Annotated in this window: 9 protein-coding genes; 7 read left to right on the forward strand and 2 right to left on the reverse strand. The window is 38.7% G+C overall.

Going from position 1 to position 13,482, the window contains the following annotated elements; genetic code table 11:
* The first annotated feature begins 16 nt into the window (after nucleotides 1–16).
* The 7 genes from HMPREF1534_RS05630 (at nucleotide 17) to HMPREF1534_RS05600 (ending at nucleotide 11,821) form a co-directional block, all read left to right on the forward strand.
* Entirely contained in the window at nucleotides 17–661 is a 645-nt protein-coding gene (locus HMPREF1534_RS05630; protein WP_005942430.1) for a YbjN domain-containing protein, read from the forward strand.
* A gap of 446 nt (nucleotides 662–1,107) precedes the next feature.
* Nucleotides 1,108–1,695, forward strand: coding sequence for an RNA polymerase sigma-70 factor (locus tag HMPREF1534_RS05625; RefSeq protein ID WP_005942432.1), 588 nt, complete (start codon nucleotides 1,108–1,110; stop codon nucleotides 1,693–1,695).
* Nucleotides 1,696–1,757: 62 nt separating this feature from the next.
* On the forward strand, nucleotides 1,758–2,753 hold the full coding sequence (locus HMPREF1534_RS05620; protein WP_005942434.1) for a FecR family protein: 996 nt from the start codon (nucleotides 1,758–1,760) through the stop codon (nucleotides 2,751–2,753).
* A gap of 218 nt (nucleotides 2,754–2,971) precedes the next feature.
* Nucleotides 2,972–6,256, forward strand: a complete 3,285-nt coding sequence (locus HMPREF1534_RS05615; RefSeq protein ID WP_005942436.1) for a TonB-dependent receptor — start codon at nucleotides 2,972–2,974, stop codon at nucleotides 6,254–6,256.
* A 19-nt stretch (nucleotides 6,257–6,275) separates the two neighbouring features.
* Entirely contained in the window at nucleotides 6,276–7,937 is a 1,662-nt protein-coding gene (locus HMPREF1534_RS05610; RefSeq protein WP_005942439.1) for a RagB/SusD family nutrient uptake outer membrane protein, read from the forward strand.
* A gap of 27 nt (nucleotides 7,938–7,964) precedes the next feature.
* Nucleotides 7,965–9,164, forward strand: coding sequence for a purple acid phosphatase family protein (locus HMPREF1534_RS05605; protein ID WP_005942442.1), 1,200 nt, complete (start codon nucleotides 7,965–7,967; stop codon nucleotides 9,162–9,164).
* 200 nt (nucleotides 9,165–9,364) lie between these two features.
* Complete coding sequence (locus HMPREF1534_RS05600) at nucleotides 9,365–11,821, forward strand: glycoside hydrolase family 2 protein (RefSeq protein ID WP_005942444.1); 2,457 nt, start codon at nucleotides 9,365–9,367, stop codon at nucleotides 11,819–11,821.
* A 186-nt stretch (nucleotides 11,822–12,007) separates the two neighbouring features.
* On the opposite strand, the gene HMPREF1534_RS05595 is transcribed toward HMPREF1534_RS05600, so the two are convergent.
* Together HMPREF1534_RS05595 and HMPREF1534_RS05590 are read right to left on the reverse strand one after the other, a co-directional pair.
* A complete protein-coding gene (locus HMPREF1534_RS05595; RefSeq protein WP_018452669.1) occupies nucleotides 12,008–12,424 on the reverse strand; it encodes a hypothetical protein in 417 nt (138 codons plus the stop codon).
* A 174-nt stretch (nucleotides 12,425–12,598) separates the two neighbouring features.
* Nucleotides 12,599–13,482 (reverse strand): IS1380 family transposase (locus HMPREF1534_RS05590; protein WP_005940216.1); only part of this gene is annotated, 884 nt, incomplete at its 5' end.

The raw sequence follows: 13,482 nt of genomic DNA on the forward strand, positions 1-13,482 counted from the left end.
TTAAATACGAACAAACATGACCGATCTTACTATCCTTATTGCTGTTATAGCATTGGCATTATGGCCGTTAACCTTTTTACTTCTTCGTATCCGCCACGAACGGAAAAAGCGCAGAGATCATCTTGACCGCATGACGAAAGAAGATTTGGAAGAAATCGGGACAGAAGAGCTGGTCATTGCTGTGCTGAAGAAGATAGGTTGCCAACCTGAGACAAATGAAGAGGGGCATATCGTGTTTAAGTATCAGGGAGATGATTTTTATATTGCTGTAGAGGATGAGGCCCGCTTTATCATGATTTGGAATCCGTGGTGGGCTTCTATCAGCATTGAGAATCCGGCCTTACCTTATCTGAAAGAAATAGTAAATTTGGTGAATGTGGAATCGTTGGTCACTACTATCTATACAGCCGATGAAGACGAGAAGAATGTGGGGCTTCATTCGAAATGCCACACGTTGTTTACTCCGAAAGAGGGACCGTTGGATGAATATTTGAAAGCGATGCTTGATCATTTCTTTATTACTCATGACAGTATCAAAGAGAATCTGCAACAGTTGAGTAATGCTGCATCGGAAAGCGATAAGCAGGAGCGTGTAAAGGTTAAAGGTTTTGCCGCTTATAAAGATAACTCCACTCCGCTTCCGGTAGATGATAAGCAATAAGTATTATAGAATTGGCAAAACTTTATAGGTATGAATTTAGGTGGTATCCTGAAAGCTTTGCTATATCAATGGGTACATTGACAGGAAAGTTATAATGTTTTCTCCTTTCACACAAAGCAGATGTTTCTTTCACGGTATATAGTTTTAAATCAGTACTTTATGATAGGAATTGTGTGAAAGCAAGATAATTGATTCTTGTTTCCTGTTGAGTAAAAATGAATAACGCTTTTATTGTTGGCTGAAAAGATGGAAGTCTTTAAAAGACCAAGGCCTTTTAAAAAAACACTTAGGTCTTTTTCAAAAACACTTTAGTCTTTTCGGAAAACACTTTAGTCTTTTTGGTGTGCATCGGAATCTTTTAAGAAAATCTATATCTAATGAGCCGAATTTTATTTAACTTTGCTTCATTGAATATCGCCTTAACCTTTAATTGAAACTATTCTGTGATGAATCAATTTATAGATTTTGATGAAAAATTATATGCCGGACTCCGTCAGGGAGACGAGGCCGCCTTTACCGTTGTCTTTGAACGGTACAATCGGCTGTTGTATGCATTAGCTTATCGGTATTTAAAATCCGGAGAAGAAGCAGAAGATGCAGTCCAGTATACTTTTATGAAAGTGTGGGGACAGCGCGATTCTTTTGATTTTCGGTCCGGCATTAGGAGTCTGTTGTTCACCATTCTTAAAAACTATATATTGAATGAATTGCGGCATAGGCAGATTGTGTTTGAAAAGCATTATGAGATAGCCCAGCAAGGTGAAGAGGTGGATGAGGGTTTCTTAAAGGAATTTGAGAGCAAAGAGTTGAAGGAGCATTTGTGGTCGGCTATAAGCGAACTTCCTCCTCAAAAAAGAAAAATATGTCAATTGAAGATTGGAAAAGGACTTTCTAATCAAGAGATAGCGGACATGATGCAGATAACTGTCCCTACCGTAAAATCACATTACACACAAGCGATTAAATTATTGCGGAGCGCTATCGAGCCGTTGATAATGTTGCTTCATGCAGTGTGGCTTTATTTTTTTTATTAGAAACGGACTCATACCTTTATTCGGGTGAAGTGTCTTATTAATTAGCGAAAAACAGGCAAAAGATGAAAATAGATGATGCTATAATAGATAAAGTACTGAATAATAAAGCATCCGCAGAAGATGCAAAAGCTGTTTCGGAGTGGCTTGCTACCGAAGAAGGGCATGATTATTTGTCGAAACGGATAGACAGAGAAGTGTCTTCTTTGACGGAGAATGAAGTAGAGGACTGGGTACCTCATGTCATACCGGAAGAAAAGATGCAGCAGCGCTTCTTACAGCAAATAACTCTCCGTCGTCGGGTTAATTCCTATCGTCGTTGGTGGGCGGCAGCAGTGCTGATTCCTTTTATCTTTCTTTGTGGCTCTGTCTGGTTTCTGGCAGACAAGGTTGGTCTTTTTTCTGAAACTGAATATGCGGAACTGGTCGTTCCCTGTGGTGAACAGATGCGTGTTGTGCTGCAAGACGGAACGATTGTTCAATTGAATTCGGATACCCGGTTGAAGTATCCAAAAAAGTTTGGTATATTCAACCGTACGGTGGAATTGTGGGGAGAAGGATATTTTGAAGTGGCAAAGGAGAAGAATCGTCCGTTTGTAGTCGATTTAGGGGACATAAATGTAAAAGTGACCGGCACAAAATTTAATGTCAAGGCTTATACGGCAGAATCGAATCTGTGGGTGACACTGGATGAAGGCGGCGTGTTGCTGAAAGATGTGAGAGGCAAAGAATATCCATTGCTTCCGGGAGAAAGTGCCGAGTATAATCGCCGGTCGGGTGCTTGCCAGATTTCTCGTCCTGAGAATATGGAACAGATATCCTCATGGCGTTCCAAAGGTTTGAATTTCTATTTGACTCCTTTGAAAGAGATAGTCAAGGTATTGGAACGGCAATACGATGTGCATTTTATTATACCGGATTCAGCATTGCTGGATAACAGGTTTACTTTATCCACTAACAAGGTTAATGTGATTGATGTCTTAAATGATTTGGAAGCGGTATCACATATCTCTTTTGATGAAACAGAAGAAGGCGTGTTTAGGATAACCGAAAAAGAATAAATTCGTTATTATAAAATTGGTCGGTGATATTTTTGTTCTTATAGATTAAGGTAAGACAGAGGTATCACCGATTGTTGTTTTTACTATGAACGGGGCTTTCTGCGATTTTAAAGAAAAAAAGAAGAATTTGACTCATACCTGTTTTCTAATGATGTGTTAGCCTATACAGAAAGGCCTTTTATTAACGATGAAATAATAAATTTAATACTGTGTATGAAATGAACTCAAAAAACAAAACGAAAAAGTTACTGCTGTTGGGTATTCTCTTGTTTGGCTTTACTGCCTCAGGATGGTCACAAAAAGTTTCTTTAAATTTTAAAGATGAGAAAATAGAAAAAGTCCTGTCTTCTATAAAGAGTCAGACAGGGATGGCACTGGTATTTAGTGACCAGGTAGTGGATGTAAACCGATTGGTTTCTATCCAGGTAAAGGATTGTAATTTAGAGGAAGCCTTGGGTAAGTTATTGACCGGTACAAAAGTGGCTTATGAAATAAAGAACAATAAAATTTATTTTATCGAGAAGGAATCAGAGATAACTACTCCTTCAAAAAGAAAAAAGGTAACAGGGATCGTAACAGATGCTACTGGTGAGCCTATCATTGGAGCAAATGTAGTTGAAAGGAATGTAAAAACGAATGGTGTAATTACAGATATTGATGGACAGTTTAGTCTTGAGATAGACGTTAATGGAGAATTGCTTGTTACATACATTGGCTATGTAGCACAAAATGTCTCTACAAAGGGGAAAGAATCTTTTAAAATAGTCTTGCAAGAAGATACACAGACATTGGAAGAAGTGGTAGTGGTAGGTTATGGTTCTCAGAAAAAATTGAATTTGACAGGATCTGTAGCTACTGTTGGCAGTGAAGAATTGACAGAACGGCCTATTACAAATGTGACGGCGGCTATTCAGGGGGCAGTTCCAGGAATGACTATTACTTCAGGACAAGGACGTCCGGGGCAAGATGCTGGTACGATTAGGGTGAGAGGTACAGGAACCCTGAATAATTCAGACCCTTATATTTTGGTGGATGGTATCGAAACTGGCACGATGAACTCTATAGACCCCAATGATATTGAATCTATTTCTGTATTAAAAGATGCTGCATCTGCAGCTATTTATGGATCAAAAGCAGCTAATGGTGTAATTTTGATAACAACAAAAAGAGGTAAAAGTGGAAAACCGACAATTGCTTATAGTGGAAGTTTTGGTTGGCAAAAGGCCACTAGTATGATTGATCGAGTAAGTTCTGCAGATGCAGCTATCCTATATAATAGAGCGTTAGAATCGGATGGAAAATCTCCTCGATTTACAGAGGAAGATATTCAATTGTTCCGTAATGGGGCAGACCCTTATGGACATCCTAATACGGATTGGCAGAATTTGGCTTTTCAAGGGAATGGATTTATGCATAAGCATAATGTAAATCTTTCTGGTGGAACTGATAATGTGAAATATATGACTTCTATTGGATATCAGCATCAGAATGGTATTATGGTTAATAGTAATAGGGAACAGTTTAACTTCCGTATGAACTTGGATGTGAGGATGACCGATAAATTAGATTTAAAAGCAAACATGGCATATATACATAATGATTATGATGACCCAACGAACTCTTATGTGGGAGGTGGTTCAGATCAAATAATCCGTCAAGTTAATCGTATTGCTCCTTGGATTCCGTATAAAAATGCAGATGGAACATATGGAACTATTGGGGATGGTAATCCAATAGCATGGTTGGATTTAGATCAGGTTGTTACTAGAAAAAATCAGAATTTTGCAGGTACTTTAGCTTTGGACTATGATATTCTTCCTAGCTTAAAATTGACTGCTCAAGGTTCTTATGTATCTAATATCCAGGATTATAAGGACTATGTGAAGGATATTCAGTATAATGCTAATAAATATCATGGTCCTAACTCTGTTGATAAACGAATCTATCAGTGGAATCGTTATAATTTAGATTTATTGGCTAATTATGATCATGCATTTGGAAAGCATAATATAAAAGGGTTATTGGGATATCATATAGAGAAGTATAACAAAGATGAGGTAAGAGCTTCTCGTGAGAATTTTCCTACTAATGACTTGACGGATATTAATGCAGGTGCTGTTGCTACTCAGGAAAATTCAGGATTTACTCGGGAGTTGGCTATGATGTCTTATTTTGGTAGGATAAATTATGATTATGCTGGAAAATATTTATTTGAAGCTAATTTTCGTGCTGATGCTTCTTCTCGTTTTAGCAAAAGTAATCGTTGGGGATATTTCCCTTCTATTTCTGCTGCTTGGAGGATTTCAGAAGAGTCTTTTATGGAAGGTACACAAGATTGGCTGCAGTCGTTAAAAATACGTGGTTCTTGGGGAAAGTTAGGAAATCAAGATGCTTTGGATGATTTTTATCCTTGGATGGTGACTTATAGTATAGGTTCTAAATATCCATTTGGTGGTACAACTAATACAGGGGTAACTCAAACGAATCAAAAGATTGAGTCTATTTCTTGGGAGACTACAACTAATTGGGGAATTGCTGTTGAAACTAGTATATTTTCCTGCTTGGATTTCTCGGTTGAATATTATAGTCGTGTGACTGATGGTATTATAATGGATGTACTTGTTCCTGCTACCTTTGGATTGGGGGCTTATAAAGATAATGTAGGGAAAATGGAGAATCGAGGAGTTGAAGTTACAGCATCGTTTCATAAACAATGGGGAGATTGGCGTTTTAATGCATCTGGAAATGTAGCATTTAATCATAATGAAGTTTTAGATCTGGGAGTTGGAGGAGATAAGATTTCAAATTACTATATCAATCGGGTAGGAGAAGCATATAATTCTTTTTATGGATATGTGGCAGATGGTCTTTTTCAAAGTCAGGAAGAAGCAGATCAGTTTACGAAAACTTATGGGAATCCCTTTGGAAAGGCTTTTAAAGCTGGAGATATTCGTTATAAAGATACAGATGGTAATGGAAAACTAACGGCAGATGACCGTCGTGTTGGAGGAGCAGAACAGCCTAAGGTTACATTTGGATTGAATTTAAATACTTCTTGGAAGAATTTTGATTTGTCTGTATTATTGCAGGGGGCTACTGGAGTAGAACGTTACTTTACTAGCGAAGTGTTTGGCGAATTTTATGGTGATGATTCTCATCCTTCTACTATATGGTTAGATGCTTGGTCAACGGAAAACCCTGATGGCTCTTTCCCACGTGTGGCATTAGGTGGAAAATCTGCTAGTGATCCTTCTAATTATTCTAGCTTTTGGATGCAATCTGCTAATTATTTACGTATAAAGAATGTGCAGTTTGGATATACACTCCCTAAAAAATGGTTAAAAGGTTTAGGTATTTCTAATGCAAAAGTATATTATTCAGGTGAAAATCTGTTTTGTTTTGATAGTTTGCCTGTTGATGTTGACCCTGAAGCTCCATCAGGAAGAGGCTCTCATTATCCACAGATTGCAATTCATTCAATAGGTGTTAATTTGACTTTTTAATTTAAAAATGAATTATATTATGAAAGCGATAAAATGTTTGATTATATCTGTTTGTTTAAGCGGGGGATTATCTGCATGTGATGATTTTTTTGATACGGTTCCTAATGATCAACTGTCTCCGGCTACATTTTGGAAGACGGAGGCTGATGTAATAAATGCTGTTACGGCTTGCTACGAAGATTGGAACAATCCAGCAACAGGTTCTAGTGATGTTTTTTTTGCTGATTGTATGTCAGACATAGCTTATAGCTTTACTGGCTCTAGTTCTTATAAAAATGTGTCAAATGGTTCTTTATCATCTACTTCTACTGTAGGGTATTATAGTTATACGACTATTCGTCGTTGTAATCTGGTTTTAGAAAATGCAGGACAAGTATCTTTTACTGATGAGGTTAAAAAGAAGGACTTGTTGGCACAGGCTCGTACTATTAGAGCTTGGCGTTATTTTCAGATGAACTTTTGGTATGGGGGTGTTCCTTTAATAACTAATCTACCAGAGCTTGCAGAAGATGCGCAGCTGCCTAGAAGTTCAGAGGATGATATTAAAAAATTCGTTTATGATGAGCTTGATTTAGCCATAGCGGATTTGAATAGGAAACCGGAAGAGCGAGGTCGGATAGCCAAAGGTACTGCCTTGGCTATTAAAATGCGAGCTTCTTTGTATTGGGGAGACTTGGAACAAGCTATGAAAGCTGCTCGTGATATACAAAACTTAGATTTGTATAAGTTGGATCCTGATTTTTTGACAATGTTCAGTGAGGCTGGTGTTGATTCTGAAGAGATTATATACGCAATGCAACATGTAAAGGATACTTATGCTTTCGATAATGCAGTGCGTATGTTTAATAATCAAGATGGAGGATGGGCTTCTTGGGTACCAACTCAGAACTTTGTAGATATGTATGAAATGAGTAATGGGAAAACTATTGATGAGGAAGATTCAGGTTATGATCCTATTCATCCGTTTTATAACCGTGATCCACGTTTGTATAAGACTGTGATTTATCCAGGTATGGATTTTGTATCACCCGCAGGTGTGAAGCGCATTTTTAATACATTAGATAAAAAAATAGGTGGAAGTGCAAATGCTGATTTTATGGATGCGGCTACTAATGCTTCGCACACAGGACTGCTCTGGGCTAAATATATTCTTCCAACAACTCAGTTTTCTCCTTCATTAAGTAATGCTGCTATTTGTCCTATTTTGTTTCGTTATGCGGAGGTTTTGTTGACCATAGCGGAAATTAATGTGGAAAAGAATGAGAATATAGAAGAAGTTTTTGATATATTAGATGAATTAAGAACAACGAGAGGACATATCGTAGTGGATCGAAATAAGTATAATACTCAAGATAAATTGCGGGAACTGGTGCGTAAGGAACGTTGTCTCGAATTGGCAGGAGAAGGTTTGCGTAGGGCAGACTTACTTCGCTGGAGGGATACAACAGGAAAACCTTTGGCCGAAACAATTATGAATCAGACATTGTATCGTATTTCAGGTACAGTGGATATGAAAGAAACGGATCCTACTCGTAGGGCAGTAATAGAATTACCAACAGCGGAGAATGAGAAATTTCGTAAATTGGAACAACTTAATTATGAGCCACATAACCGATACTTACCTTTTACACAAACGGAATTAGATCGGAATCCTAATTTGAAACAGAATGAAGGCTATTAGAACTTTTAAATATTAAATATAAATGAAATGGAAAAAGTCAAGCGCTTTTTGATAAGCATTCTTTTGATATGCTTTGGAGCGGTGGTAATATTTGCTCAAGAACGCGTGGAGATTAAATATGGTCCATATTTGCAGAATCTGAAGGAAACAGAAACTACGATTGTTTGGGTGTCTAATAAACCTTCAATAGGTTGGGTAGAACTGGCTCCAGATGATGGATCTAATTTTTATCAAAAGGAGAGAAGTAGGTATTTTGATTCTAAGAATGGAGTGAAAAATACAAGTTTGATTCATAGCGTCAAGATTTCAGATTTAAAGCCTGGCACAACTTATCGTTATAGGGTTTATTCTCAGGAAATATTAGATCACCAAGGAGTAGAAGTTATCTATGGAAGAATAGCTGCAACAGATGTTTGGAGTAAGAAACCGTTGTGCTTTACTACTAATGACCGTGATAAGAAAGAGATATCTTTTACTGTTTTAAATGATATTCATGGTCGGACAAATGATATCTCTGAATTATTGAATGCTGTAAATTATGAAGAAAATGATATGGTTATTTATAATGGAGATATGGTTTCTCAATCCAAGAGTGAAGAGCAAGTATTTAATAGCTTTATGAATAAGTCAATAGAATTATTTGCTCAAGAAAAGCCAATGTACTATGCTCGTGGTAACCATGAAACGAGAGGGGTTTTTGCAACTTCTTTTCAAAATTATTTTTCAGTAAAAGAACCGCATTTATATTTTACTTTGCGTCAAGGACCTGCTTTTTTTATTTTTCTTGATACAGGTGAAGATAAACCGGATTCTGATATTGAATATAGTGGGATAACTGATTATGATAATTATCGGACAGAACAAGCTAAATGGTTGGAACAAGTCATAGAATCCGATGAATTTAAACAAGCTTCTTATAAGATTGTAATCGGTCATATGCCTCCAGTAGAGTGGCAGGGTGATATATGGCATGGTCCAACTGAAGTATTAGAGAAGTTTATACCTATTTTGAATAAAGGTAAAATAGATGTAATGATATCAGGGCATTATCACATTAATAAGCCGGGATATTATTATTACGAACCATCAGAAAAAGTTCATTTTCCAGTTTTGGTAAATGAAAGTGTAACAGCTTTAAAAGGTAAGATTGATAGGAATAGCTTAAAACTACAAGTAGTTGATAAACAGAAAAATATCTTGTTTGAAAAGACTTGTTTGGCTAAATGACAGAATATGGGAGTGTAGTGCTTGATAAGAGCACTATGCTCTCTCCTTGTAAATTAATCTGCTTTGATTCTTGAAAGACTATTACTGCTAAATCTCTACTTACTAAATTTTTAGTGAATTTATATCTAATAAGCGGAAAATCATTTACTTTTGTTTAATTGAATATCGTTTGAATTTTGAGAGGTTTTTATATAAATATTATGAACAAAAAGAATATTGTATTTTTTGCATTAAGTTTATTATTTGCTTTACCGCTTGGCGCACACAGTATAAAAATAAATACTGATTGGGAATTCCAACGTTTGAAGAAGGAACAGAAACAGATTGAAATAAAGAATCAAGGTTCTGATTGGAGTTCGCAATTCAATATCCAGCATGTGGAGGCACAAAATCAGGCTTTGGCAGTACATCCGGATACATTGAAGCAGGAATTTAATCAACTTTCGATGGGAAATTGGGAGAAGATTAATTTGCCTCATACTCCTTTTGTGGAACCGCTTGTTGTGCTTCATCAGTGGCAAGGGATATGCTATTATCGTAAGATACTCAATGTCAGTAAAAAAGAGATAGATAAGCAACTTTGGTTGGAGTTTGAAGGAGCAATGCATTTGGCTGATGTATGGGTGAATGGACAACACTTGATTCAGCATTCCGGTGGTTATACTCCATTTGTGGTGGATGTTACAGGGATGCTTCATGCCGACCGTGGCAACGAAATATTAGTACGTTTGGATAATCGTAATAATCCGCTTATACCTCCCGGAAAGCCTTTGGAAACCCTTGACTTTTGTTACTATGGGGGATTGTATCGCGATGTGAATCTCATTGTAAAGCATCCTGTACATATTACTCATCCCATTATGGCAAATGAAGTAGCCGGTGGAGGAATATTTGTCACTTATCCTTACGTGTCGAAACAGGAAGCTGAGATAAAAGTGAAAACACAGGTAAGTAATAAGGTTGGGACGCAAAGACATCTGACTATACGACATACTCTTTATGAATGGAGTAAGAAGAAAGGACGCGGCAAGAAAGTGGCTTTGGTAGAAAGTCCGCTTGTTTTAGCTGCCGGCACTACACAGCACCATACGCAACAGTTTACCGTGAATAATCCTAAATTATGGTATCCGGATTCGCCGGCTCTTTATGTATTGCGCACTGAGGTGATGGATGGTAGGAAAGTTACTGACTGTGAGGATACACGTATCGGTATACGGCGTATTGAAATGACGCGCGAAAAGGGCTTTGTTATTAATGACAAACCTTTGAAACTGGAAGGAAGTAATCGGCATCAGGAGTATCCTTATGTAGGGAATGCTATTTCCGATCAGGCGCAATACCGAGATATGTATCAGATACGTGATAATGGTTTTAATACGGTGCGTTTGGGACATTATCCGCAAGATCCATCTGTGCTGGAGGCTTGTGATGAGTTGGGGTTATTAGTTATTGAACCGATTCCTGGATGGCAGTTCTTCAATAAAGCACAGGGGTTCGTTGATCATACCTACAAAGATATTCGTGATTTGATACGTCGTGACCGTAATCATCCTTCTGTTATTATGTGGGAAACTACTCTTAATGAATCATGGCCTCCCAAAAGTTGGAAAGATCAAGCGGTGCGGATTGCTCATGAGGAGTTTCCCGGTGATCAATGTTACACATCGGGCGACACCTATGGATATGATGGTTTCGATGTATGTTATAATGATTGGAAGGAAGGATATAACCGTCCCAATACAACTTCAAAACCGGGATTTATCCGTGAATATTATGATTATGAATTTGGTGGTCATTATAGCACCACTCGCGTGACTCGTGGAGATGGTGACTATGCATTGATGCAGAATGCCTGGAATGCCCAGTGGAGTCATAACCGTTATCGTGCTTATTATCCTTGGACTATTGGCGGGGCAGTGTGGAGTATGTATGATTATAATCGGGGATGTTGTGATAATATTTGTTACAGTGGTTTGGCCGATTTGTTCCGCTTACCCAAATTCGGTTTACTTTATTTCCGTACGCAGATGAAAGAAGGTACTTTTACACCTGCCGGGCCTATGACGTACGAAGTATTTATTAATAGCCATTGGTTGGAAGGTTCTTCAGATACACTGCAAGTATATGGCAATGTGGATGAGGTGAAATTGCAGCTTAACGGACGGGTGATAGCACGTCAATACCCTGATGACAAACCATCAACTTCGGAATATGTATCTCGTCCTGATGGCGGAAATGCCGAGAATATCGACTTCTCTCCTTTTACATTTTTCAATGTCAACTGGGAGCGAGGTGAATTGAAAGCGATAGGATATAAGGATGGAAAAGCTGTGGCCGAACATGTTGTTCGTACACCGGGTGCGGTTGAGGCAATGGATATTACTTATTTTGAAAGTGGCGTGTCTGCTTCGTGCCGTGATTTGCTGATTGTTTATGTCAACTTGAAGGATTTGCAAGGTACCGGTTGTTTTGGAGAGAATAATCGTGAAGTGAAATTGGAAGTATTACAAGGTGGCGAGTTGCGTGGTCCGGCTACAATAAAAGCTGAAGCCGGCGTTGCTTCGTTTCTTGTGGCGACTACCGATTCTCCGATGCTTGTGTTAAAAGCAGTTTCAGGAAATTTGGAAACTATGCGTAAGTTGAAACTGAAAAAGTGATAAAAAAGTAGAGTGAAGAATTAGCATCGAAAAGAGATTTGGTAAATAATTATTTAATATCAAAAGCAATTGGTTCGGTTTGCAATAAATAGATTCCAATACTTATTTTCATGATGAAGAGATGTGTTAAGGTCTTGTGTAATACAAATAACTTTCAACACATCTCTTCTTCGGTGTTTCATTTCTTTATTGGCCTGTATCCGCTTCTTTTTCGAGTATATAAATTACCTCTCCATCCTTTTTGACAATCACTTTGCTTCCATTTGGATTAAGATTGAAAGGGGTGGTTTTGTCCGTTTTGTTGTCCACCACCATTAGGACATTCCCTTCTGCAAACCGATTGATTTCTAGTTTTAAACTGGCATCGGGCATGGTGCGGTTCATCAGTAGGCTGTCGTTTACATATATCGCTATACTGTCGCCGGCAAAGTCTTTACTTACTTCGATGTTATACACACCTTCGTAAGTGACTGCCTTATTCGCATCCCGCTTGAAACGGAAAGACATATAAAGGAAGATAATGACTACAGCCAAGACTCCGAAGGCAAGTATGCCGTTGCCTATCATGAATTGTTTGTTGGTATTTAAACTGTTTTTACCCATAGTGTTCCTTAAATCCGCAACTCCATTCCCGAAGTGCTACCTACAAGAGAAATGGACTTTTGATTCGTAAGACAGCCATTAAGTCCTCGCGTCCGTTTCAATGCGCATACTATCCCCTTACCCCATAAAGCGACTTGAGGCAATACGCAATCAGTGGCCATCAAGTGACGTAAATCATCCGGAAGAAGTTTTGAAGGCTTCTGCATATGCATGGTTGTCGGTGTAGATGTTCAGCACACATTGCCTTGCGGTCTTAATCCACTTGGCAGGTACTGAAATGAATTTGAAGACAAACGTCTTGATACGGCTGGTTTCCTTGAGCCCGAACTTCTTCACTTCAATCCTTTGCATGATGGCCTTGTAAAAATTGCGTATCAGTGCCGTCAGGAGCAGGAACACGGTATTTTCCGCCATGAAGGATTTAGGCAGTCTGCCCCATCCAAACCCATTGTTCATGTCATCAAAGATGCGTTCCTTGCCTCCACGCATGTTATAGAACTCCACGATGTCGCTCATGGATGATTCGTAATCGTTGGTCAGGATGCAGCGGTATGTATATTCCCCCTCCCACAGGTCAAGTCCACTGCCCATGCGTCTCTGTCTCTGGATTATCAGGCGATACGGTTTGCCTTTCCACTTCTCAACGAGAATGGAGTTCAACTCAAACACAATGCCGTTTATTTCTTCCCTCTTCCACCCCCTGAGCGCGAAGATGTCATCATAGAGCGAGCAGCAGCGGTTGGCACGTATGTAGAATGTCCTGCAATGCTTCCTGACCTCATCCACAATGTCTTCAGAGCATGAGCCGCAGTCGGCCCTGAAGCGGTTGACTGCCATTTTCTTTTCTTCAAGTCTCCCCAAAATCCTCTTTAGCGTGTCACCCTGGTGAAAGCGTACATTGGTGTTGCCGTCGCTGTTCTCTATGCCGACAATCATGTCGCCGATAACGGCCACACCGGGCCTGTAACCAAGAAATTTCTTGTACGTGGGCTTTGCATCGTACTTCTCCGTCTCAATGAACTGGTGGTCAAAGTCAACGTCATACTCCCCGCCCTCTT

Source organism: Phocaeicola massiliensis B84634 = Timone 84634 = DSM 17679 = JCM 13223, from assembly GCF_000382445.1.
Taxonomy (GTDB): Bacteria; Bacteroidota; Bacteroidia; order Bacteroidales; family Bacteroidaceae; genus Phocaeicola; species Phocaeicola massiliensis.

Bases quoted from the DNA above. Each gene is read 5' to 3' on its own strand.
- HMPREF1534_RS05630 (WP_005942430.1), top strand. From the start codon at position 17: ATGACCGATCTTACTATCCTTATTGCTGTTATAGCATTGGCATTATGG.
- HMPREF1534_RS05625 (WP_005942432.1), top strand. From the start codon at position 1,108: ATGAATCAATTTATAGATTTTGATGAAAAATTATATGCCGGACTCCGT.
- HMPREF1534_RS05620 (WP_005942434.1), top strand. From the start codon at position 1,758: ATGAAAATAGATGATGCTATAATAGATAAAGTACTGAATAATAAAGCA.
- HMPREF1534_RS05615 (WP_005942436.1), top strand. From the start codon at position 2,972: ATGAACTCAAAAAACAAAACGAAAAAGTTACTGCTGTTGGGTATTCTC.
- HMPREF1534_RS05610 (WP_005942439.1), top strand. From the start codon at position 6,276: ATGAAAGCGATAAAATGTTTGATTATATCTGTTTGTTTAAGCGGGGGA.
- HMPREF1534_RS05605 (WP_005942442.1), top strand. From the start codon at position 7,965: ATGGAAAAAGTCAAGCGCTTTTTGATAAGCATTCTTTTGATATGCTTT.
- HMPREF1534_RS05600 (WP_005942444.1), top strand. From the start codon at position 9,365: ATGAACAAAAAGAATATTGTATTTTTTGCATTAAGTTTATTATTTGCT.
- HMPREF1534_RS05595 (WP_018452669.1), bottom strand. From the start codon at position 12,424: ATGGGTAAAAACAGTTTAAATACCAACAAACAATTCATGATAGGCAAC.